At 64.4% G+C, this 21,977-nt stretch carries 19 protein-coding genes; 9 read left to right on the top strand and 10 right to left on the bottom strand.

The genetic code is table 11. From position 1 onward, the window contains the following. Positions 1 to 265 precede the first annotated feature (265 nt). The 4 genes from PMN64_RS24050 to PMN64_RS24035 all read left to right on the top strand — a co-directional run bounded on the left by PMN64_RS24050 (position 266) and on the right by PMN64_RS24035 (position 5,868). Positions 266 to 1,492: an ABC transporter substrate-binding protein gene (locus PMN64_RS24050; protein ID WP_411782414.1), complete on the top strand. Its 1,227-nt coding sequence runs from the start codon at positions 266 to 268 to the stop codon at positions 1,490 to 1,492. Positions 1,493 to 1,653: 161 nt separating this feature from the next. After that, entirely contained in the window at positions 1,654 to 2,880 is a 1,227-nt protein-coding gene (locus PMN64_RS24045; protein WP_304497533.1) for an ABC transporter substrate-binding protein, read from the top strand. A gap of 264 nt (positions 2,881 to 3,144) precedes the next feature. Beyond that, positions 3,145 to 4,377, top strand: a complete 1,233-nt coding sequence (locus PMN64_RS24040; RefSeq protein WP_411782413.1) for an ABC transporter substrate-binding protein — start codon at positions 3,145 to 3,147, stop codon at positions 4,375 to 4,377. A 207-nt stretch (positions 4,378 to 4,584) separates the two neighbouring features. Then, entirely contained in the window at positions 4,585 to 5,868 is a 1,284-nt protein-coding gene (locus PMN64_RS24035) for a glycerate kinase (protein ID WP_411782412.1), read from the top strand. Here PMN64_RS24035 and PMN64_RS24030 read toward each other — a convergent pair. Then, positions 5,865 to 7,094, bottom strand: a complete 1,230-nt coding sequence (locus PMN64_RS24030; RefSeq protein WP_411782423.1) for a GNAT family N-acetyltransferase — start codon at positions 7,092 to 7,094, stop codon at positions 5,865 to 5,867. The genes PMN64_RS24035 and PMN64_RS24030 overlap by 4 nt on opposite strands. Positions 7,095 to 7,307: 213 nt before the next feature. On the opposite strand from PMN64_RS24030, the gene PMN64_RS24025 reads away from it, so the two are divergent. Further along, positions 7,308 to 8,033 (top strand): adenosylhopane nucleosidase, encoded by a 726-nt coding sequence (locus PMN64_RS24025; protein WP_411782411.1) that lies wholly within the window; start codon positions 7,308 to 7,310, stop codon positions 8,031 to 8,033. A gap of 48 nt (positions 8,034 to 8,081) precedes the next feature. On the opposite strand, the gene PMN64_RS24020 is transcribed toward PMN64_RS24025, so the two are convergent. Next, positions 8,082 to 9,251 carry a saccharopine dehydrogenase family protein gene (locus PMN64_RS24020; RefSeq protein ID WP_229189411.1) on the bottom strand — a complete coding sequence of 390 codons (1,170 nt, stop codon included), beginning with the start codon at positions 9,249 to 9,251 and terminating at the stop codon, positions 8,082 to 8,084. A 320-nt stretch (positions 9,252 to 9,571) separates the two neighbouring features. On the opposite strand from PMN64_RS24020, the gene PMN64_RS24015 reads away from it, so the two are divergent. Then, positions 9,572 to 10,057, top strand: a complete 486-nt coding sequence (locus tag PMN64_RS24015) for an adenosine-specific kinase (protein WP_028339081.1) — start codon at positions 9,572 to 9,574, stop codon at positions 10,055 to 10,057. A gap of 90 nt (positions 10,058 to 10,147) precedes the next feature. Here the strand turns inward: PMN64_RS24015 and PMN64_RS24010 are convergent, their stop codons facing one another. Then, on the bottom strand, positions 10,148 to 10,666 hold the full coding sequence (locus PMN64_RS24010; RefSeq protein WP_028336531.1) for a MarR family winged helix-turn-helix transcriptional regulator: 519 nt from the start codon (positions 10,664 to 10,666) through the stop codon (positions 10,148 to 10,150). 179 nt (positions 10,667 to 10,845) lie between these two features. On the opposite strand from PMN64_RS24010, the gene PMN64_RS24005 reads away from it, so the two are divergent. From PMN64_RS24005 to PMN64_RS23995, 3 genes are read left to right on the top strand one after another with little or no spacing between them, the layout of a single operon-like run. Further along, entirely contained in the window at positions 10,846 to 11,886 is a 1,041-nt protein-coding gene (locus PMN64_RS24005; protein WP_411782410.1) for a branched-chain amino acid ABC transporter permease, read from the top strand. A 5-nt stretch (positions 11,887 to 11,891) separates the two neighbouring features. Then, on the top strand, positions 11,892 to 13,661 hold the full coding sequence (locus PMN64_RS24000; RefSeq protein ID WP_411782409.1) for an ABC transporter permease subunit: 1,770 nt from the start codon (positions 11,892 to 11,894) through the stop codon (positions 13,659 to 13,661). Then, complete coding sequence (locus PMN64_RS23995; RefSeq protein ID WP_411782408.1) at positions 13,658 to 14,389, top strand: ABC transporter ATP-binding protein; 732 nt, start codon at positions 13,658 to 13,660, stop codon at positions 14,387 to 14,389. Before PMN64_RS24000 ends, PMN64_RS23995 begins: the two co-directional genes overlap by 4 nt. Positions 14,390 to 14,552: 163 nt before the next feature. On the opposite strand, the gene PMN64_RS23990 is transcribed toward PMN64_RS23995, so the two are convergent. The 7 genes from PMN64_RS23990 to PMN64_RS23960 form a co-directional block, all read right to left on the bottom strand. Next, positions 14,553 to 15,704, bottom strand: coding sequence for an ABC transporter substrate-binding protein (locus PMN64_RS23990; protein WP_028339083.1), 1,152 nt, complete (start codon positions 15,702 to 15,704; stop codon positions 14,553 to 14,555). A 165-nt stretch (positions 15,705 to 15,869) separates the two neighbouring features. Next, the gene (locus PMN64_RS23985; protein ID WP_411782406.1) at positions 15,870 to 16,289 is read right to left on the bottom strand and encodes an acyl-CoA thioesterase; all 420 of its coding nucleotides are present in this window, start codon (positions 16,287 to 16,289) and stop codon (positions 15,870 to 15,872) included. 63 nt (positions 16,290 to 16,352) lie between these two features. After that, a complete protein-coding gene (locus PMN64_RS23980; protein ID WP_028339085.1) occupies positions 16,353 to 17,114 on the bottom strand; it encodes an SDR family NAD(P)-dependent oxidoreductase in 762 nt (253 codons plus the stop codon). A 20-nt stretch (positions 17,115 to 17,134) separates the two neighbouring features. Further along, entirely contained in the window at positions 17,135 to 19,006 is a 1,872-nt protein-coding gene (locus PMN64_RS23975; protein ID WP_411782405.1) for a feruloyl-CoA synthase, read from the bottom strand. Beyond that, a complete protein-coding gene (locus tag PMN64_RS23970; protein ID WP_411782404.1) occupies positions 19,003 to 19,797 on the bottom strand; it encodes a crotonase/enoyl-CoA hydratase family protein in 795 nt (264 codons plus the stop codon). Before PMN64_RS23970 ends, PMN64_RS23975 begins: the two co-directional genes overlap by 4 nt. 393 nt (positions 19,798 to 20,190) lie before the next feature. Beyond that, positions 20,191 to 20,652 (bottom strand): DUF3237 domain-containing protein, encoded by a 462-nt coding sequence (locus PMN64_RS23965; protein ID WP_411782403.1) that lies wholly within the window; start codon positions 20,650 to 20,652, stop codon positions 20,191 to 20,193. A 4-nt stretch (positions 20,653 to 20,656) separates the two neighbouring features. Then, a complete protein-coding gene (locus PMN64_RS23960) occupies positions 20,657 to 21,973 on the bottom strand; it encodes a TRAP transporter large permease (RefSeq protein ID WP_028336540.1) in 1,317 nt (438 codons plus the stop codon). Positions 21,974 to 21,977 lie beyond the last annotated feature (4 nt).

The raw sequence follows: 21,977 nt of genomic DNA, 5'->3' as shown, positions 1-21,977 counted from the left end.
GTTCGGTCCGCGCGCTCAACTCAAAGGCGCCGCTTTACTCGACCGCAATCTCTGCGGTTGGCGCGGCGCACAAGCCAACGCGTTGGCGGATTTTTGAGCAGCGGCCCGCCTTGAGGGCGATCGACTAAAGACGCAGCCTCTGCGGCAATGCCGCAGGGGCTTTTCATTGAGACACCCCAGGTAAGATGATAGTTTTTACGACCAATAATGAGCCCTCGAAACAGGGGGCCGCGACACATCATCTGCAATCAGGGAGAGAAACGGCATGTCTGGAATACGACAATTGGCGGCATTTGCTGCTGCGCTTGCGCTCCTCGCAGCATCCGGCAGCGCTGCGCTTGCCCAGAAGAAATACGACACCGGCGCCAGCGATACCGAGATCAAGATCGGCAACATCATGCCTTACAGCGGGGCGGCCTCCGCCTATGGCGTGATCGGCAAGACCGAGGAGGCCTATTTCCGCAAGATCAACGCCGAGGGCGGCATCAACGGCCGCAAGATCACCTTCATCAGCTACGACGACGCGTACACGCCGCCGAAGACCGTCGAGCAGGCGCGCAAGCTCGTCGAGAGCGACGAGGTGCTGCTGATCTTCAATTCGCTCGGCACACCGCCGAACTCGGCGATCCAGAAATACATGAACCAGAAGAAGGTGCCGCAACTGTTCGTCGCCACCGGCGCCACCAAGTGGAACGACCCGAAGGAATTCCCCTGGACGATGGGCTGGCAGCCCAACTACCAGAGCGAGTCCATCATCTATGCAAAGTACATCCTGAAGAACAAGCCGGACGCCAAAATCGCGGTGCTCTACCAGAACGACGACTACGGCAAGGACTATCTGAAGGGATTCAAGGACGGGCTCGGCGCCAAGGCAGCGTCAATGATCGTCGCCGAGGACAGCTACGAGGTAACGGAGCCAACCATCGATTCCCACATCGTGAGGCTGAAGGCCTCCGGCGCCGACGTGTTCTTCAACATCACGACGCCGAAATTCGCGGCGCAGGCGATCAAGAAGAACGCCGAGCTCAACTGGAAGCCGCTGCATTTCCTCAACAACGTCTCCGGATCGATCGGCAGCGTGATCAAGCCGGCAGGCTTCGAGAACGCCCAGGACATCATCTCGTCGCAATATTTCAAGGATCCGACCGACGCGCAGTGGAAGACCGACAAGGCGATGATCGCCTGGAACGAATTCCTCGATAAGTACTATCCGGAAGCGAACCGGGCCGATGCCTCGGTGATGTACGCCTATATCGTCTCGCAGGGCCTGGTCCACGTGCTCAAGGCCTGCGGCGACAATCTGACCCGCGAGAACATCATGAAGCAGGCGGCCAGCATTCGCGATTACGAGCCCGGCGGCCTGCTGCCCGGCGTCAAGGTCAACACCTCGGCGACCGATTTCGCGCCGCTCTCGCAACTGCAATTGATCCGCTTCAAGGGCGAGACCTGGGAGCGCTTTGGCGAAGTCTTGAGCGCCGACGTCGGCGGCTAGGCCGGGAAGGTCGACCAAAGATACCGCCCCTGCGGCGTTTGCCGCAGGGGCTTCTCATTGAGGCGAACCGCCTAAAATGATAATCACTGCAGCCAAACAAAGAGCTCTCCAAGCAAGAGGGCCGAGACACATGCGTCTGACAAACAGGGAGAGAGACATAGATGTCCGCTACCAAGAAACTTGCGGTCCTCGGGGCCGCGCTCGCGCTCGTCGCGACATCCGGCAGCGCCGCGCTTGCCCAGAAGAAATACGACACCGGCGCCAGCGATACCGAGATCAAGATCGGCAACATCATGCCCTACAGCGGCCCGGCATCCGCCTATGGCGTGATCGGCCGCACCGAGGCCGCCTATTTCAAGAAGGTCAACGACGCCGGCGGCATCAATGGCCGCAAGATCAACTTCATCTCCTACGATGACGCCTATTCGCCGCCGAAGGCCGTGGAACAGGCCCGCAAGCTGGTCGAGAGCGACGAGGTGCTGCTGATCTTCAACTCGCTCGGCACGCCGTCGAACTCGGCGATCCAGAAATACATGAACTCCAAGAAGGTGCCGCAGCTGTTCGTCGCCACCGGCGCCACCAAGTGGAACGACCCGAAGGACTTTCCCTGGACCATGGGCTGGCAGCCCAACTACCAGAGCGAGACCCAGATCTACGCCAAGTACATCCTGAAGAACATGCCGAACGCCAAGATCGCCGTGCTCTACCAGAATGACGATTACGGCAAGGACTACCTGAAGGGCCTGAAGGACGGGCTCGGCCAGAAGGCCGCCAGCATGATCGTCGCCGAAGAAAGCTTCGAGACGTCCCAGCCGACCATCGACAGCAACATCGTCAAGCTGAAGGCGAGCAACGCCGACGTCTTCATCGACATCGCGACGCCGAAATTCGCGGCCCAGGCGATCAAGAAGGTCGCCGAGATCGGCTGGAAGCCGACCCACTTCCTCAACAACGTGTCGGCCTCGGTCGGCAGCGTGATCAAGCCGGCCGGCTTCGAGAACGCGCAGGACATCATCTCCGCTGCCTACCTGAAGGACGCTTCCGACAAGCAATGGGACAATGACCCCGGCATGAAGGAGTTCTACGCCTTCATGGCCAAGGACTTCCCCGAAGGCGACAAGCTTGACGGCGGCACCGTGGTCGGCTTCGGCGTGGCGCAGACGCTGGTCCAGGTGCTGAAGCAGTGCGGCGACAACCTCACCCGCGAGAACATCATGAAGCAGGCCGCAAGCCTGAAGGACTTTCGCACCGAGGTGCTGCTGCCTGGCGTCAAGATCAACACCGCGGCAAACGATTTCGCGCCGATCAGCCAGCTGCAGCTGATGAAGTTCAAGGGCGAGAAATGGGAACTGTTCGGCGACGTCATCAGCGCCGACGTCGGCGGCTGATTTCCCGCCGCCCCTCGACCGGGAATGGCCCCCTGCGATACCGTCGCAGGGGGCTTTTTGTTGGCGCGTTTTCGGACGAAGCGGATACCGGTTCGTGCGAAGAAAACGCGTCAGAAACCAGGATCTAAGCCACGGCCCCGCTCGCAGGCCGGCCCGGGCAATGCCTGCTTACACTTTGCCCGGCAATACGCTAGGTAAACCGGCAAGACCCCGACAAGAAACCGGCGCCGTCGCGCGGCGGCAACAACAAGGAGATCTCGGGAAATGCCGATGCCGATCCGACACCGTGTCGCAACCGCCCTGCTCGGCCTCGCCGTCGCCGCCGCGACCGGCAATGCCGCATGGGCGCAGAAGAAATATGACACCGGTGCGAGCGACACCGAGATCAAGATCGGCAACATCGTGCCCTATAGCGGCCCGGCGTCGGCCTATGGCGTGGTCGGCAAGGCGATGGCCGCGGTGTTCAAGAAGGTCAACGACGACGGCGGCATCAACGGGCGCAAGATCACGTTCGTTTCCTATGACGACGCCTACTCGCCGCCGAAGGCCGTCGAGCAGGCCCGCAAGCTGGTCGAGAGCGACGAGGTGCTGTTCCTGTTCGGCACGCTCGGCACCGCCTCCAACACCGCGATCCAGAAATATCTCAACGCCAAGAAAGTGCCGCAGCTGTTCGTCGCCACCGGCGCGACCAAGTGGAACGATCCGAAGGCCTTCCCGTGGACCATGGGCTGGCTGCCCAGCTACCAGAGCGAGTCGCGGATCTACGCGAAATATCTGCTCAAGGAGAAGCCCGCCGCCAAGGTCGCGGTGCTCTACCAGAACGACGACATGGGCAAGGACTACCTCAAGGGCCTGGAAGACGGCTTCGCCAGCGACCCCGCGCGCGTCGTCGCCAAGGAGAGCTATGAAGTCGCCGAGCCGACGATCGATTCTCATGTGGTGCGGCTGAAATCCTCCAATCCCGACGTCATCGTCTTCTTCACCACGCCGAAATTCGGCGCCCAGGCGATCAAGAAGCTCGGCGAGATGAATTGGAAGCCGGTGACCATCGTCTCCAACGTCTCGGCCTCCACCGCGACCGTGATGCGTCCGGCCGGCCTCGACAATGCGCAGGGCGTGATCTCGGCCGCCTACGCCAAGGACGCCAGCGATCCGCAATGGAAGGACGATGCCGGCATGAAGGCGTTCGACGAACTGCTCGCCAAATACATGCCCGACACCAACCGCGTCGATGCCTCGGCGATGACCGGATACAACATGGCGACCACGATGGTCGAGGTGCTGCGCCGCTGCGGCGACGACCTCACCCGCGCCAATGTGATGAAGCAGGCGGCGAGCCTGAAGCAATTCGCGCAGGGCGGTCTGCTGCCCGGCGTGACGCTGTCGACCGGGCCTGCCGACTTCCAGCCGATCGAGCAGCTGCAGCTGATGCAGTTCAAGGGCGAGCGCTGGCAATTGTTCGGCGACGTCATCAGCGGCGAGGTCGGCGGCAACTAGAGCCGGAATGGATATTGCTTCGATCGAAACGGCCGCAATCTTCTCTTACCTCTCCCGCTTGCGGGGGAGGTCGGATCGCATCAAAGATGCGATCCGGGTGGGGGCTTTCTCCGCAATACGACTCGTGGCAGCACCCCCACCCTGCCCCTCCCCCGCAAGCGGGAGAGGGAACAGTACCTACGTCCCGACCCGCGCAAAGGCACAGCCATGACCGACCGTCGTCCTTTCCTGCGTTCGATCTTCGATGCCGCGGTGGCGGCTGCGCATCCCGATGTCGTGCTGGCGTCGCGGCTGCGGCCGGTGCCAAAGGGACGGGTGATCTGTCTCTGCGCAGGCAAGGGCGCCGCGGCGATGGCCGCAGCGGCCGAGCGGCATTATCTCGACGCGCTCGAGCTCGATCCGTCGCGGCTGGTCGGCATCGCCACCACCCGCCACGGTCATGGCGTGCCGACCCGCCGCATCAAGGTCGTCGAAGCCGGCCACCCGGTGCCCGACGAGGCCGGGCTCAAGGCGGCGGACGACACGCTGCAGCTCGCCGCGACAGCGACCCCGGACGATCTCCTGCTGGTGCTTTTGACCGGCGGCGGCTCGGCGAACTGGATCGCGCCGGTCGAGGGCGTGACGTTCGTGCAGAAGCAGCAGGTCAACCGCGCGCTGCTGCGCTCCGGCGCGCCGATCGGCGAAATGAATACCGTGCGCAAGCATCTCTCGCGCATCAAGGGCGGACGGCTGGCGCGCGCCGGCCAGCACGCGGCCGAGATCGTCACGCTGGCGATTTCCGACGTGCCGCATGACGATCCCTCCGCGATCGCCTCGGGGCCGACGGTACCGGATCCGACCACGCTGGCGGACGCCCGCGCGCTGGTCGCCAGATACAATCTCTCGATCGACGACGCGGTCCGTCGCGCCCTCGACGATCCCGCGAACGAAAGCTGCAAGCCCGGCGATGCCGCCTTCGCGCGGGCGGCATTCGAACTGCTGGCAAAGCCGAAGGCCTCGATCGACGCCGCGGTGAAGGTCGCGCGGGACGCCGGCTACGAGACCATCGCGCTCGGCGCCGATCTCGAAGGCGAGGCCCGCGACGTCGCGGCCGGGCATGCGCGGCTTGCGCTGAAGGCGCGCAGCGAAGGCAAGCGCGTTGCGATCATCTCCGGCGGCGAGCTGACGGTGACGGTGCGCGGCAATGGCCGCGGCGGCCCCAACCAGGAATACGCGCTGGCACTGGCCGGCCTGCTGAAGGATACGCCCGACGTCTCGGCGCTCGCCGCCGATACCGACGGCGCCGACGGCGGCGCCGGCAGCGCGACCGACCCGGCCGGCGCCGTGATCGACCAGACGACATTCGCGAAGATGAGATCGATCGGCCTCGATCCGAAGGCCTATCTCGAGAACAACGATGCGACGGGGTTCTTCGCCCAGACCGGGGATTTGCTGCTGACCGGCCCGACGCTGACCAACGTCAATGACGTGCGGGTGATTTTGGTGGATTAGGCCGTATCCTCGACGGCCCCAAGGCCAGTCTCGGGCTGCGCCCAAAGCTCCTGATAGTTACGAAACTTCGCAAGCGTCTCGTCATATCGCGTCGGTTCGAGCACCGGCAAAATGCGCTTCAACACTGAGTTGATCGGCGCGGAGGTGTGCCGAACGTATAAGTCGATCGGGTCAAGCAAGTGCCTCAGGTGCAGCTTTGGATCATAGTTCAGCCCGCTGCTGCGAAACCATTTGTACCCGTTGGCGATTGCCCAGCTCACCATGTCGCGAAACACATAATGATAGAGGTGCAGGTCTAAGGCGACATCGTAGTCGAGACCTATGTACTCCGCATAAATCGCGTCACCGTGTACCATGCATGCGGCAAACGCGACGATCCGCTCGTTCTGACGCCAGAGGAAGAAGCGGACCTTGTCCCCCATCCGCCGCCCCAAGTCGCAGAAGTATTGTTCCGTCAGCTTCTCGAAGTGCAGTTTCGAACGCTGATAGACCTGGAAATACAATGGATAGATCTGCGCGATCACCGGCGTCGCGTCGTTGACGACGTTCATCTCGACGGATGGAGAGGCTCGCGCTGTCGCCTCAAACTTCTTGCGAAGTTTCTTACGGGTTGCGCTGTTGAGCGCATGATTCATATAGTCATCGAAATTGGCGTAATCGATGCAAAGCCTGGTCATGGGCAGGCTCGGGATGCGGGTGAAGCCGTGAGCGATCAGGCAGTCGAGGATTGGTCGGTATCGCGCCGGAAACTCCTTGAGCACGATCAGCCGCGCCCCGAGCCTACGAGCATGTATTGCAATCGTAGAGGCCAGCAGTTCCGCGCAGCCTCGATGGCAGGCCTCGTCCCCGTCAAGATGACCTTCCCCGGCGACGCACCCCACCATGAGCGCACGGGCGCGCATCAAACCAGGCCACACCCGGCGAATGGCGTCGATGATTACGCCAAACCGCGGGCTCGCACCGGCCAGCAAATCCAGGTCCATTAGGAAGAATGGCTGTACGGCACAAACCTGGTCAACCGCATCCTTGATGAGGAAATACCGGTAATCGAACTCGGGATGAAGGGTATCCTCGACCAACTCATAGTATCGATGATCCTTGCGCTCGCTCGCGAAGGCGAACTGCCAGCGCGGACAATGCTCCAAATCGTTCCGCACAATGACTTGGAGATGCGGCGGACATTGCATCGGCTCGCGTCTCGTGAGGTCGCCGATTTGGCTCGTCAAGTGCGCTGTTGCAGCTTCCGGCACGATCTCACGCTCGCCACGGATCCCGGCCCTAGGGCAGCATTTATCACGGCGCCAGAACAAAGCAGCTAACATATCCGTCAGAAACTAACTCGTTAGTCATTTGCGATTTGGCGTTGGAGCGGAACACTCCTGATACGACCCGCATGCGCGGACACAAGCGGTCCAGCGCGGCATCCGGGGAGCGGACTCATGGCAGCGGTGATTGGAGTCACGGGACTTGCATTTGAGGCGCGGATCGCTGCAGACCTGCATACGCAGGCGATCTGCGGTGGCGATGGCAGCACGCTCGCGGAGTCTCTCGCGTCGGCAATTGCTGAGGATTGCTGCGGTCTCATCAGCTTTGGCGTCGCGGGCGGCCTTTCGCCCGACCTCCCGGCAGGCGCATGCGTCGTAGCATCGACGATCGTTTCGGAAACGATTCAGCTCTTCACTGATCGGGACTGGTCGCAAGCCTTGCTTCGACTCATCCCCGGTTCGATTTATGGCCCTATTGCTGGTGTGACCACCGTCGCCATGCATCCAGAAGCGAAGCGCTCGCTGCATATGAGTACAGGCGCGCTGGCGGTCGATAACGAATCCCATGTGGCGGCGAGTGTCGCTGCAGCGCGCGGCCTCCCTATGACTGCCGTCCGCGTGATCATGGATCCGGCCGGTCGGCAGCTTCCTGCCGCCGCCCTGTCCGCAGTGCGTGCAAACGGGACGATCGATCTCGCCGCGCTGGTCCGTGCGACAATGAAACAGCCGAGCGAGTTTCCGATGCTGCTTCGGACCAGTCTCGACGCACTGTCCGGATTTGCGGCGCTGCTTCGCTGCCGTCAATTGCTTGGCCCTGGATTGGGGCTGCCTTCCTTGCAAGCAGATGAGTCGGAGCCAAGCTCAAGTATCGTAGCGGAAGATCGTATGATCGCCCTTTAGTCGCTTTTTTTGGCCGAACGGGCTGCTACACTTGCCGACTGCGTGACCTCAACGCGCACTGAAGGTGAGGCCGGCGCGCTCCTTTAGACGCTTGCGCAAGGCCGGCCCCATCAGCGCGCCCGGCGTCCAGATGCCGCCCTCGCCCTGCACGTCGCGCACGACGCAGAGAGCGCTTTCGGTGATCATCTTGCTGGTCGAGCCATAGCCCGGATCGCGGTCGCCGGTGACAACGGCTTCGACCCGTCCGCCATCCGGCACCTCGCCCAGAAAGAAGATGTCGTAGAAGCCCCTCTCGCGCGCTTCCCGGGTCGGGCCTGCGCCGCGTTTGAGACCGCCGGTCCCGAACAAGGACACCACCGTGGCGAACGTCTCCGTCGTCACGCTCGCGATGTCCCCAAGTCCCGGCGCCACCATCATCTCGTCATAAACGAAGTCCCTGCCGTAGGGATGGCCCAACAGGAAGTTCGTGCGGTGCACGTTCTTGGTGTTGATCGGCGCCATCGGGAACGGCACGAGCCACGCGTGCATGCTCGTGTCATATTCGGGGACGAGGCCCGACGGCTGAGACGGCCCAGTGAAGCCCGGCGTCAACGCGAAGGGATCGGTCAGCAGCCGGATCAGGGCCGGGTCGCGCGCCGCGGCGGCCAGCGTCGCCTGAGCGCTCGCCGCGGTGCCGCCGGACATGCCACCCCTCACCTTGCGTAGACGGGCCTTCACCCGCCGCGCCGGGCGTCCGAATTTCTCGCGCGCCTTCTCCTGCAACGTGAGCACACCGAGATCGAACGGGATGGAATCGAAGCCACAGGAGAAGACGATGCGCGCGCCGGTCCGTTTTGCCTCTTCGTGATGGGCGTCGATCATAGCCCGCATCCAGCCCGGTTCGCCGCAAAGATCAACATAGGCCGTGCCGGTGGCCGCGCATGCCGCCACTAGCTCGGGACCGTGAAGCTGATAGGGCCCGACCGTGGTGACGACCACGGCCGCGCGCTCGCACATCGAACGCAGGCTGGCCGGCTCGGCGGCATCCGCCTTCACCAACGGCAAATCGTCCGGTGCGCCGATGTCGGCACGCACTTTCTGGAGTTTGTCGGTCGAGCGTCCCGCAATTGCCCAGGACGGAGCATCGTCGCCGCGATAGGATGTCGCCAGATATTCGGCGATGAGACCCCCGGTGTAACCCGTCGCGCCATAGACGATGAGGTCGAAGTCCCGCTTCACGGCGTTGATCCTCCTCGAGCCCCCGGAAGCGCTCCCTTCAGATCCGTTAGCAAACGCTCGGTACGCTTCGCGGCCTTTTGCGAGGGCCCGTGCAACATACGGGCCATCGCGCTTGACGGAGGATACCACAATTGCCGCCCTTCGGCGCGCAACCTCCCGGCGATTTCCGGTCCCCCTTGAGAGCCGTCGTGAGTACGGACGCTGGGTCTTGTCGGCGTGAGCCGAAGAGACAGCCGGCACATTTGAGCGCCTGTGGCCGCTTGCAAACGCCCTCCGACGGCCTACCATGGATTGGGGAGTTCGCGTGCAGGAGCGAAGCCATGGAACTCACCGTGGTGCCCATCGTCAAGCCGGATGAGACCAACTTCATCTTCGGCCAGTCGCATTTCATCAAGACCGTGGAAGACCTTCACGAAGCGCTGGTGGGCGCGGTTCCGCGCATCCGCTTCGGGTTGGCTTTCTGCGAGGCCTCCGGCAAGCGGTTGGTGCGCTGCTCCGGTAACGACGACGCCTCGCTCGCCCTGGCACGCGACAACGCATTGGCGATCGGCGCCGGTCACACCTTCCTGATTTTCCTCGGCGACGGGTTCTTTCCCGTCAACGTGCTGCCGGCGGTGCGCGCAGTGCCGGAGGTCTGCCGCATCTATTGCTCGACGGCCAATCCAACACAGGTGATCGTCGCGCAGACGGAGCTCGGGCGCGGCGTGCTCGGCGTGGTGGATGGCGCCTCGCCGCTGGGTGTCGAAACCGACGCCGACATTGCGTGGCGGAAGGATCTGCTGCGGAACATCGGCTACAAGCTTTAGACCACGATGGTTCGCCGCCTGGCGGCGCCCGCATGCCGGATATGTATCAACCCAACGCGCCATTGCGAGCGGACGGGCCGTCGCGCTCCCTCAAAACTCCTGCGCGAGCTTCGCCAGCATCTCCAGCAGCGCGGCGTGGTTGGCCGGACCGAGCACCTCGATCAGCCGCGCCTCGTGCTTGTTGGCGACCAGCTTCTTGGCGCGCGCCAGCACGGCGCGGCCCTTGTCGGTCAGGACGAGGATGTGGGACCGGCGGTCGTTGGTGGAGCGCATCCGCGCGCAAAGGTCGCGGCTCTCCAGCGCGTCGAGCATCGCGACGAAATTCGGCCTGAGGATGCCGAGCGTGTTGGCGATCTCGGTCTGGTTGCGGCCCGGATTCTTGTCGAGCAGCAGCAGCACCGAGAACTGCGCCGGCGTCAGCTGCAGCGGCGCGACGCAGCGCAGGAAATCCTCGAATACCCTGAGCTGCGCGCGCTTCAACGAATAGCCGAGCAATCCGGACAGTTCGCCCAGTTGCAGCATGCTGTCGTCCCCGGCAGAATCGGCCGGTTCCCTGCGCAGGGCCCGCGACGAACGGAGGGCATCGGTGGCGGTCTTGGAAACAGTCATCGCTCCAGGCTCGCAATCCCGGTACAAGAATCCCGCATGACACTCGGGGACCTTGAGATTATATCTAATAATTGTTATGGACTATATCAAATATCGGCAGCTTTCAACAGCCGATATCGGCCGACCTGACCGGCGTAACCGGTCGAGGCGGTCCGACGCTTGAGGGGGAGCGCTCGGCCTTGAACACAACGATCATGCTGTTCCTGCTGCAGGACGGCATCACCAATGGCGCGATCTACGCACTACTCGGGCTGGCCCTGGTGCTGGTGTTCGCGGTCACGCGGGTGATCCTGATCCCGCAGGGCGAATTCGTCACCTACGGTGCGCTCAGCTACGCCATGCTGGCGACCGGCCAGGTGCCCGGGACGGCACGGCTTGCCGTCGCCATGGGCCTCGTCGCCTTCGCCCTCGACCTGTTCTTCGCCCGCAACGCGCTGCATGCGCGGCTGGTGATCCGCTCGGTCGCGCTCAACATCGCCTTTCCCGTCGCGCTGCTCGGTCTGATTTACGCGCTGGTCGGTCCCGGCACGCCGATCGCCGTCAACATCGCGCTCGCGCTCCTGATCGTGGCGGCGATCGGGCTGTTCCTCTACCGCATCGCGTTCCAGCCGATCGCGCACACCTCCGTGCTGGTGCTGCTGATCGCCTCGGTCGGCTGCCATCTGGCACTGCAGGGCCTCGGCCTGGTGTTCTTCGGCGCCGAAGGCCTGCGCGCGCCTGCGCTGTCGAATGCCGCAGTGACCGCCGGCCCGCTGCGCTTCACCGGCCAGAGCCTTGCGGTCTACGGCCTGACGGTCGGCTTCATCGTCGCCCTGTGGCTGTTCTTCGGCTACACCAAGACCGGCAAGGCGCTGCGCGCCACCGCGGTCAACCGCCTCGGCGCCCGCCTGGTCGGCATCCGCACCACGCTGTCCGGCCAGATCGCATTCCTGCTCGCCTCCGTGATCGGCGCGATCTCCGGCATCCTGATCGTGCCGATCACCACGCTCTATTACGACACCGGCTTCCTGATCGGCCTGAAGGGTTTCATCGCCGCCATCATCGGCGGCCTGGTCAGCTATCCCCTGACCGCGGTCGCGGCCATCGTGGTCGGCATCGTCGAGGCCTTCTCGTCGTTCTACGCCAGCAATTTCAAGGAAGTCATCGTGTTCACGCTGATCCTCCCCGTGCTCGTGTTGCGCTCGCTCGCGGCGCCCGAGGTCGAAGAAGAGAAGGATTGAGCGCGATGACGCAGCGCCTTCCCCTCATCATCTTCGCGCTCGTGATGGCGGTGATTCCGCTTGTCCCGGGCATCCCGCCGTTCTGGATCGTGCTGCTCGACAATATCGGCCTCGCCGCGCTGGTCGCGATGGGCCTCGTGCTGCTCACCGGCGTCGGCGGCCTGACCTCGTTCGGCCAGGCCGCGTTCTGCGGCTTCGGCGCCTACACCACGGCGGTGCTGACCACCGCCTACGGCGTCTCGCCCTGGCTGACGCTGCCGGCTTCGCTCTTGGTCAGCGGCATCGCGGCCGTGCTGCTCGGCATCGTCACGGTGCGGCTATCCGGCCATTATCTGCCGCTCGGCACCATCGCCTGGGGCATCGGGCTGTTCTATCTGTTCAGCAAGCTCGAATTCCTCGGCCGCAACGACGGCATCTCCGGCATTCCGCCACTGTCGATCGGCTCGTTCAAGATGCTGAGCCCGGATGCGATCTATTATGCGATCTGGGTCGCGGTGCTACTCTCCGCGCTGCTGACCATGAACCTCTTGGACTCCCGCACCGGGCGCGCGATCCGCGCCTTGCGGCGCGGCCATGTCGCGGCCGAAGCGTTCGGCGTGCAGACGCCGCGCGCCAAGCTCTTGGTGTTCATCTATGCCGCGGTGCTGGCCGGCCTGTCCGGCTGGCTCTATGCGCATTTCCAGCGCGCCGCCAACCCGACGCCGTTCGGCGCGCAGGCCGGCATCGAGTATCTGTTCATCGCCGTGGTCGGCGGCGCCGGTTACGTCTGGGGCGGCGTGCTCGGCGCCGGCATCGTCGTGATCCTCAAGGAGGTGCTGCAGAGCTACCTGCCCTACATCTTCGGCGGCCAGAGCCAGCTCGAGACCATCGTGTTCGGCATCATGCTGGTGCTGCTGCTGCAGCTCGCGCCTCAAGGCGTCTGGCCCTGGCTGATGTCGCGGCTGCCGTTCAAGCCCGCCCGCAAGACCCCGGACACGTCCGTGAAGCTGGAGCACCGCGAACGGGCGCCCGGAACGTCTCCGATCCTTCTGCACATCGACAAGGCGCGCAAGCAGTTCGGCGGCGTGCTCGCGGTCAACGACGTCTCGTTCGACGTCAACGCCCGCGAGATCGTCGCGCTGATCGGCCCGAACGGCGCCGGCAAGAGCACCACCTTCAATTTGATCACCGGCGTCCTGACCGCAACCAGCGGCAAGATCTCCGTGCTTGGCAAGGAAGTCGAGAACGCTCCGCCGCAGGAGGTGGTCAAGCTCGGCGTTTCCAGGACTTTCCAGCACGTCAAGCTGGTGCCCGACATGACCGTGCTGGAGAACGTCGCGATCGGCGCGCATCTGCGCGGCAATTCCGGCGCGATCTCCAGCATGCTGCGGCTCGACCGCGCCGACGAGGCGAAGCTACTGGCGGAAGCCGCGCGACAGATCGCGCGCGTCGGCCTGTCCGACCAGATCGACCAGCTCGCAGGCTCTCTCTCGCTCGGGCAACAGCGCATCGTCGAGATCGCTCGCGCGCTGTGCGTCGATCCGATGCTGCTGCTGCTCGATGAGCCGGCCGCCGGCCTGCGTCACATGGAGAAGCAGCGGCTCGCCGCGCTGCTCCGGCAATTGCGCGACGGCGGCATGTCGGTGCTGCTGGTCGAGCACGACATGGGGTTCGTGATGGATCTCGCCGACCGCATCGTGGTGCTGGATTTCGGCACCAAGATCGCCGAGGGCACGCCGGCCGCGATCAAGCGCAACCCCGACGTGATCAAGGCCTATCTCGGAGCCGCCGCATGAGTGCGCTGCTATCGGTGACCGACGTCCACATCTCCTACGGCAAGGTCGAGGCGGTGCGCGGCGTTTCGCTCGACGTCGCCCAGAACGAGATCGTCACCATCATCGGTGCCAACGGCGCCGGCAAGACCACCTTGCTCAACGCCATCATGGGTGTGCTGCCGCTGAAGGGGCGCACGACGTTCGCGGGCGTCGACATGGCGCCGCTCGACATCGAGGACCGCGTCGCCATCGGCCTCAGCCTGGTGCCCGAGCATCGCGAATTGTTCGGCACCATGAATGTCGAGGACAATCTCGAGCTCGGCGCCTTCCGGATTGCGAAGGCTGTCGCGGCGACCTCGCTGGAGCGGGTCTACACGCTGTTTCCGCGGCTCAAGGAACGCCGCAAGCAGCTCGCCGGAACGCTGTCCGGCGGCGAGCAGCAGATGCTGGCGATGGGCCGCGCGCTGATGGGCGCGCCGAAGCTCTTGATGCTGGACGAGCCGAGCCTCGGCCTCGCCCCGATCATCGTCGCCGACATCTTCCGCATCGTCGGCGAGCTCCGCGCCGCCGGCGTCTCGGTGCTGCTGGTCGAGCAGAATGCGCAGGCCGCATTGCAGATCGCCGACCGCGCCTATGTGATGGAGCTCGGCGAGTTCGTGCTGTCGGGCACCGCCAAGGACATCGCCGCCAACAAGGGCGTCGCCGCAAGCTATCTCGGCTTCCAGCACGAAGGCGAGAGCGCGATTTAGGCGCTGGTGTGCGGCGATACTGCCAACGCGGATAGACCTTCACCCCACCTCGCCGCGCATTGCATGCACGGCGATCCTCCCCCTCCAGGGCCCTGAAGGGGGAGGGTAAGAAAAAGCCGGCCTCACCGGGGCCGGCTTCTTCGTTTCGCGGATCGCGACCGGCTCACATCGCCGGGACGTATTTGCCGTCCTTGACCGTCAGCAGGATGCGCGAGCGGTCGTCGAGGCCGTAGCGGTCCTTTTCGGTCCAGTTGTAGACGCCCTGGGTGGCGACGATCTCCTTCTCGGAGATGAACGCCTTGCGGATGCCTTCGCGGAACTCCGGCGTGCCGGGCTTGCCGGCCTTCAGCGCCACCGGGATGACACGCTTCAATACCTCGAAGGCATCGTAGGAATGGCCGGCGAACTGGCTGCGGCTGTTGGCGCCGTACTTTGCTTCATAGGCGGTGTTGAGCGCAAGCCCAGGCTTCTTGGTCAGCGCGCTGTCGGCTTGCGTTTCCGGCGACATCACCGGGCCCGCCGACATGATGACGCCTTCTGCGGCCGCACCCGCGATGCGGATGAAGTCCATGCTGGCGGCGCCGTGGGTCTGGTAGATCAGGCCCTTGTAGCCGCGCTCGCGCAGCGCGGTCTGCGGCAGTGCCGCGGCGGTGCCGGAAGCACCGACCAGAATGGCGTCGGGATTGGCGGCGACGAGCTTCAGCACCTGGCCCGCGACCGACGTATCCGGACGTGCGAAGCGTTCCTCGTCGGTCATGGTCAGGCCCATCGGCACGGCCTGCGCCTTGAAGTCGTTGACCCAGAGGTCGCCGTAGGAATCCGAATAGCCGATATAGCCGACGGTCTTGATGTTGTGCGCCTTCATGTGCTCGTACAGCACCTTGCCCATGATCGGGATCGACTGCGGCAGGTCGACCGACCACTTCATGCGCGCGTCGTTGATCGGAAACGGCGCGAGGCCGAGATGCGGGATGCCGGCCTCGTTGGCGACCGTCGACACTGCGATCGAGGGCGGCGTGGTGCAGGAGCCCATGATGATGTCGGCCTTCGACTCCGTGACGAAGCGCCGCGCATTGGTGGTCGCAGCCGTCGGATCGCCGCCGTCGTCGAGCACGATCAGCTTCAGCGGCACGCCGCCGATCTCCTTCGGCACGAAATCGAGCGCGTTGCGCTCCGGGATGCCGAGCGCCGCGGCCGGCCCCGTGGTCGAGATCGAGATGCCGATGGTGATTTCATTGGTCTGCGCCAGTGCGGGCGCGCCCGGCAGCGCGATGGCTGCTGCGAGCGCTGCTGCGGCGAGAGTGGCCTTCCTCATTCATTCCTCCCTGCGGATAAGTTTTTTGGGTTTAAACCAGTTTTGCGGGCCAATTCAGCCCCTTCTTTAGAGCATGATCCGGAAAAGTGGAAACCGGTTTTCCGAGAGGATCATGCTCCGAAAGTCGAGTCATGCGGGGCTGCGAGTCAGCCCTTCATGCACACGTCAGCCGTTCATGAAGCGGTCGATGATCTCCTGCGGAAACGGCGCCGATTTCAGCTTGGCGGGATCGTCCGGATGGCGGCCGACCAGCACCCTGGTCTCGAACGCCTCGATCGCCAACGCCTCACCCTTGAACACGCGGTGCACCACCTCGAAGCTCGAGCGCTTGATGCTCTCGATCCGGCTCTCGATGGTAATCCAGTCGCCATGGGTCGACGGGACGTGGAATTTCGCCCGCGTGTCGACCATGGGAATGCCGACCAGACCGTATTTGTGGACGAGGTCCTGCTTCGAGCAACCGGCGGCTTCGAACATGATCGAGGTCGAGTCGTCGAACATCGCGAAATAGCGCGGGTAGTAGACGATGTTGGCGGGGTCGCAATCGCCCCACTGGATCTGCACGTCGCGCCGATTGACGAACATGGTTTATCCTCGATTGAGCATGAGCGATCCGGAAGGGCGGCTCGCGCTCTTCCGGATCATGCGTCAGCGCGGCGCCATCCGGAGCGCGGCATCGAGCCGCACCACTTCGCCGTTCAGATAAGGGTTGTCGATCATGTGCAGCGCCAGCGAGGCGAACTCGTCCGCCTGGCCGAGCCGGCGCGGGAACGGGATCGCGGCGGCGAGCGAATCCTGTGCTTCCTGCGGCAGGCCGGCCAGCAAGGGCGTCATGAACAGGCCGGGCGCGATGGTCAGCACGCGGATGCCGAATTGCGCGAGCTCGCGCGCGATCGGCAGCGTCATCGCGACGATGCCGCCCTTCGATGCCGAATAGGCCGCCTGCCCGATCTGGCCGTCATAAGCGGCGACCGAGGCCGTCGAGATCACGACGCCGCGCTCGCCGGTTGCGAGCGGCTCGAGCTTGGCCATGTCAGCGGTCGCAAGCCGCAGCATGTTGAACGAGCCGATCAGATTGACCTTGATCACCTTGTCGAAGTCGGCGAGCGCCATCGGCCCCTCGCGGCCGATCACACGTTTTGCCACCCCGATGCCGGCGCAGTTCACCAGCACGCGGGCCGGGCCGTGCGCCTTGGCAGCGGCCGCCACGGCGGCTTCGGCCGCCGCCGCATCGGCGACGTCGCAGACAACCGGAATACCGCCGATCTCGGCAGCGACGCTTTCGGCGAGCTTGGCGTTGAGGTCGCAGACCGCGACCTTGGCGCCCTGCGCGGCCAGACGGCGCGCGGTCGCAGCACCCAATCCCGATGCGCCGCCGGTGACGATGGCGGCCTGGTCCTTCAACTGCATGGCTTTCTCCTGTTCGCGAACTAGACGAGTGTGATCACCGATGCCGGCGGCACCGGCGCATAGAGCGCTTCGATGATGTCCGTGCGATGCTCCAGCACCGCGCGCTGGTTGATCGAGCCCTTGTCGGTGACCTCGCCGCGATCGATCGACAGCGGCGTGTCGAGCAGGATCGCGCGCGCGATCCGGTTCGACGAGCCGGTGGCGCCGGCAAGGACCCGCGCGAAGCGCTCGCGGAAGGCCGCGCGCACCAGCAGATCATTGGCCGCGGCCGCGATGTCATTGGCGGCCAGCGCCGGATTGATCAGGCGGCAGCCGTCGAGATCGAGGATCACGATCGCCGCAAGCTCGTCGCGGTTGAGCCCCGCGATCACGACGTCGCGCACCAGCGGCGCGCAGGTGCCGACGAAGCGCGCCCGCAACGGGCCGACGCTGACCCAGGTGCCGCTCGCCAGCTTGAAATCCTCGGCGATGCGGCCGTCGAAATCGAAACCGGCATCGAGATCACCAGCGTTAGCGGGCTTCAGTGCGTCGCCAAATTTATAAAAGCCTTCCTCGTCGAACGCCTTGGCGGTCAGCTCGGGCTGCCGCCAGTAGCCCGGCGTCACATTCGGGCCTTTGGCGCGGACCTCGAGCTTGCCGTTGTTCGGAACGAGCTTCGCATCATTGCCCGACACCGGAAGACCGACATGGCCGGAGCGGCTGGTATCGGGACGCACCGACATGAAGAACGGCGAGGTCTCGGTGGCGCCGAGGCCGGTCAGCATGGGCACGCGATAGCCCTTCTCCCGCACGGCGAGCGCATCGAGGCTGTTCCAGATGAACGGCGACAGCGCGGCACCCGAGAAGAACATCGCATGCAACCGGTCGAAGAATTTTGCCCGCAGACCGGCGTCGTCGCGCAGATAGGGCAGCAGCGATTCATAACCCTTGGGCACGTTGAAATAGACCGTCGGCGAGATCTCGCGCAGGTTTCGCACGGTCTCCTCGATGCCGCCGGGCATCGGCTTGCCCTCATCGAGATACATCGAGCCGCCGTTATAGAGCGTCAGCCCGACATTGTGATTGCCGCCGAAGGTGTGATTCCACGGCAGCCAGTCGACGATCACAGGCGGCTCGTCCTTGAGGAACGCCAGCGTCTCGCGCAGCATCACCTGGTTTGCGCAGATCATGCGCTGGGTGTTGATGACAGCCTTGGGATTGCCGGTCGACCCCGACGTCAGCAGGAATTTCGCGATCGTGTCCGGACCGATTGCCGCATTGGTCGCATCGAGGCGCGGGTCTTCCGGCGTCGCCATGAGGCCGGCGAGGCGCGTCACCTCACGGCCGGGCACGGTGCCGCGGCTCGCGGCGATCTCGACATCGGGTTCGACATTGGCACGCAGTGCGTCGGCGAACTTGTCGGCATCGTCGACGAAGATGAGGCCTGGCGTCAGAAGCTTGATGACGAAGCTGAGCTTGCCATAGTCGCGCGACACCAGCGAATAGGCCGGCGACACCGGGCAGAACGGAACGCCGGCATAGAGCGCGCCGAGTGCCATCAGGGCGTGATCGATCGAATTGCCCGACAGGATCACGATCGGCCGCTCGGCCGACAATCCGCGCGCGATCAAGGCGGAGGCGATGCGCCTGATAGCCTCGAGCAATTGCGCGTAGGTGATCTGCCGCCAGCCGCCGCCGGCGGCACGCTCGGCCATGAACACGCGGTTCGGCTCGGCCTTTGCCCAGTGATGCAGGCGGTCGGTGAGGCGAACCGGAAAATCCGCGAGCCTGAGCTTCGGACGGAGATAGATCGTGCCGTCGTCGCGGCGCTCGATGGTGACGTCCGGATTGCCGAACGAGATCGGGCGCAGCGGGTGCGTAGTCGCGGTGGATGCAGACGGCGCGGCGCTCATGTCGGCTTCACCTTGGCGGTCTTGCGATCAAGAAACGCGCGGATGCGCTTCTTGGCTTCCTTGTCGCTCTGCGCCACCGTCGCCATCAGCGATTCCATCAAGAGGCCGGTCTGCGGATTGGCCTCGGCGATCATCGGAAGCGCCTGCAGCACGGCGAAGTTGGTCAGCGGCGCATTGGCGGCGACGCGCTCGGCCAGCTCCAGCGCTTTCGGCAGCGCGCCGTCTGCCTCGGTGAGGTATTGCGAGAAACCGTAGGCGGCGCCCTCGGTCGCCGAATAGACCCGCCCGGTCAGCATCATGTCGGCCATCCGCGGCACGCCGATCAGGCGCGGCAGCCGCACCGATCCGCCGCCGCCGACGAAGATGCCGCGCTGACCCTCGGGCAGCGCGAAATAGGCCGACGGCTCGGCAACCCGGATATGCGCGGCGCAGGCCAGCTCCAGCCCGCCGCCGATCACCGCGCCCTTCAGTGCCGCGACGACAGGCACGCGGCAATACTGGATGCGGTCGAACACGCGGTGCCACATCTGGGAATGCACCAGGCCCTCGGTGGCGTCGCGCTCGGTCAGTTCGGAGAGGTCGAGGCCGGACGAGAAGTGATCGCCGATACCATGGATAACGACGGCGCCGACCGCGTCCGGTATCGCGGAGAAGCAGTCCCGCAGCGCCAGGATGATACCGTCATTGAGCGCGTTGCGCTTGGCGGGACGGTTCAGCCCGACCGTCAGCACCGCCCCTCGCGTCTCGATCCTGAGCAGCGAGGCGTCTCCCCCGCCGGCAGCGTTTCCCATGGCGTTATTGTTTCCTGTTCAGAATAGTTATGTTTTATAACGATTAGCGGGAGAGTCAATATGGGCGCGCCCAGCTGTCGATTCCGTCATCCTGAGGTGCACGCGCAAGCGGGCCTCGAAGGATGCACGGCCCGGCTGCTGGCCGTCGACCCTTCGAGACGGCCGTTGCGCGGCCTCCTCAGGGTGACGGTGATGGAGTTGATACGCGCAACTCCCCCACCACCCGTCGTCCCTGCGAAAGCAGGGACCCATAACCACCAATGATTATTGCTGCGCAACGACGGAACGACGAGTCCCGTTCACGACACAGGCCGCGGAGTATGGGTCCTGCTTTCGCAGGGACGACACCGAATGTTGGCGGATCCCGGCGGGTGAGACGGCATGTGTGCGAAGCTAAAGCACCTGGTGCACGTCGATCACGACGCGGTCGGCGTGGCGGGCGGCGGAGCCGACGAAGATGTGCTGCATCAGCCAGCGGTAGTTTTCGGCGCCGGTTTCGAATTTCGGTACGGTGCGGAAATAGATCAGCTTCGGGTCGACCGGCTCGCCGCGCTTCAGCTTCTGCAATAACTCGACCGGCCCGAAGCGGATGCCCTTGTTCTCGACATAGACGACGGCGCCGTCGTCGGTCTCGAAGGCATATTTCGCCTCCAGCTCGATCAGCTCATTGGGCCGGATGATCTGGAAGTCCGCACCGAACGGCAGCACCTTGCCGTTGACCTTCTCGCCCCTCACCTCGCCGCCGATGATCGGAATGATGCGGCGGACACCGGTGCCGATGTCGCCGGCGGACGTCACCTCCGCGATCCGCGCAGTGATGGTGAAGACGTATCTGGTCTCGAGCTCGGGATTCATAGGCCTAGCCAATCATGCGCTGCGGCAGCCAGGTCGCAAGCAGCGGGAACAGGATCAGGATCACCAGCCGGATCAAATCGGTGATCACGAACGGCAGCACGCCGACAAAGATCGTCGACATGTTGACGTCCTTGATGACGCTCTTGATCACGAACACGTTCATGCCGACCGGCGGATGGATCAGGCCGAGCTCGACCGTCATGACGATGATGATGCCGAACCAGATCGGATCGAAGCCGAGCGCGGTCACCACCGGAAACACGATCGGCACGGTGAGGATCACCATCGCCATCGCGTCCATCAGACAGCCGAGCACCAGATACATCAGCAGGATCAGCGCCAGCACGCCATAGGGGCCGATGCCGAGCCCGGTGAGGAATTCGGTGACGTGCTGCGGCGTCTGGGTGATGGTGAGGAAATAGCCGAAGCAGAGCGCGCCGATCAGCACCGTGAACACGGCGGCCGCGGTGCGCGTCGCCTGCAGCAGCGATTGCAGGATGCCTTCCCTGGTCAACTTGCCGCGGAGGATACCGATGATGAAGGCGCCCACCGCGCCGACCGCGCCGGCTTCGGTCGGGACAAAGAAGCCGCCATAGAGCCCGCCGATCACGAACAGGAACAGCAGCAGCGGCGACCAGACGTCGCGCAGCGCGACAAAGCGTTCGTGCCATGACGCTTTCTTTCCCGCCGGCAGGAAGCCGGGCCGCGTCACGCCGATGATGCCGATCGTGATCATGTGCATCAGGATCGCGAGCAGGCCCGGCACCACGCCCGCGATGAACAGCTTGCCGATGTCCTGCTGGGTGATGATGCCGTAGACCGCGAGCACGGTGGACGGCGGCAGCATCGCTCCGAGCGTGCCGCCGACCGCGATCACGCCGGCGGCGAATGATTGCGGATAGCCGAAGCGGCGCATCTCGGGATAGGCGACGGCCGAGAAGGTCGCGGCGGTCGCGACCGACGAGCCCGAGATCGCGGCGAAGCCGCCGCAGGCGGCGATCGTCGCAATGCCGAGCCCGCCCTTCCAATGGCCGACGAAGGTGTTGGCGGCGCGGAACAGCTCGCGGCTGATGCCCGAGACGGACACGAAGGCGCCCATCAACAGGAACATCGGGATCACGCCGAAGGAATAATCCGTCACCGTGCGCATCGTGGTCTGGCCGACCAGCTTCAGCGCCGGCGCGAAGCCGGTGAGATAGCCAAAGCCGGTGATGCCGACGAGGCCCATCGCCATGCCGACGGGGACACGGAGCAGCATCAGCACGAACAGGCTGACAAAGCCGATCACGGCGACGGTCTCGGGACTGAGATCGAGACTCATGGCC

The sequence above is a fragment of the Bradyrhizobium sp. UFLA01-814 genome, assembly GCF_046718885.1.
In the GTDB taxonomy this organism is placed as follows: domain Bacteria; phylum Pseudomonadota; class Alphaproteobacteria; order Rhizobiales; family Xanthobacteraceae; genus Bradyrhizobium; species Bradyrhizobium elkanii.
The sequence above is the reverse complement of the archived record's forward strand: the minus strand, read 5'-3'. Positions and strand labels throughout refer to the sequence as shown.

Bases quoted from the DNA above. Each gene is read 5' to 3' on its own strand.
- PMN64_RS24050 (WP_411782414.1), top strand. From the start codon at position 266: ATGTCTGGAATACGACAATTGGCGGCATTTGCTGCTGCGCTTGCGCTC.
- PMN64_RS24045 (WP_304497533.1), top strand. From the start codon at position 1,654: ATGTCCGCTACCAAGAAACTTGCGGTCCTCGGGGCCGCGCTCGCGCTC.
- PMN64_RS24040 (WP_411782413.1), top strand. From the start codon at position 3,145: ATGCCGATGCCGATCCGACACCGTGTCGCAACCGCCCTGCTCGGCCTC.
- PMN64_RS24035 (WP_411782412.1), top strand. From the start codon at position 4,585: ATGACCGACCGTCGTCCTTTCCTGCGTTCGATCTTCGATGCCGCGGTG.
- PMN64_RS24025 (WP_411782411.1), top strand. From the start codon at position 7,308: ATGGCAGCGGTGATTGGAGTCACGGGACTTGCATTTGAGGCGCGGATC.
- PMN64_RS24015 (WP_028339081.1), top strand. From the start codon at position 9,572: ATGGAACTCACCGTGGTGCCCATCGTCAAGCCGGATGAGACCAACTTC.
- PMN64_RS24010 (WP_028336531.1), bottom strand. From the start codon at position 10,666: ATGACTGTTTCCAAGACCGCCACCGATGCCCTCCGTTCGTCGCGGGCC.
- PMN64_RS24000 (WP_411782409.1), top strand. From the start codon at position 11,892: ATGACGCAGCGCCTTCCCCTCATCATCTTCGCGCTCGTGATGGCGGTG.
- PMN64_RS23995 (WP_411782408.1), top strand. From the start codon at position 13,658: ATGAGTGCGCTGCTATCGGTGACCGACGTCCACATCTCCTACGGCAAG.
- PMN64_RS23990 (WP_028339083.1), bottom strand. From the start codon at position 15,704: ATGAGGAAGGCCACTCTCGCCGCAGCAGCGCTCGCAGCAGCCATCGCG.
- PMN64_RS23985 (WP_411782406.1), bottom strand. From the start codon at position 16,289: ATGTTCGTCAATCGGCGCGACGTGCAGATCCAGTGGGGCGATTGCGAC.
- PMN64_RS23980 (WP_028339085.1), bottom strand. From the start codon at position 17,114: ATGCAGTTGAAGGACCAGGCCGCCATCGTCACCGGCGGCGCATCGGGA.
- PMN64_RS23975 (WP_411782405.1), bottom strand. From the start codon at position 19,006: ATGAGCGCCGCGCCGTCTGCATCCACCGCGACTACGCACCCGCTGCGC.
- PMN64_RS23970 (WP_411782404.1), bottom strand. From the start codon at position 19,797: ATGGGAAACGCTGCCGGCGGGGGAGACGCCTCGCTGCTCAGGATCGAG.
- PMN64_RS23965 (WP_411782403.1), bottom strand. From the start codon at position 20,652: ATGAATCCCGAGCTCGAGACCAGATACGTCTTCACCATCACTGCGCGG.
- PMN64_RS23960 (WP_028336540.1), bottom strand. From the start codon at position 21,973: ATGAGTCTCGATCTCAGTCCCGAGACCGTCGCCGTGATCGGCTTTGTC.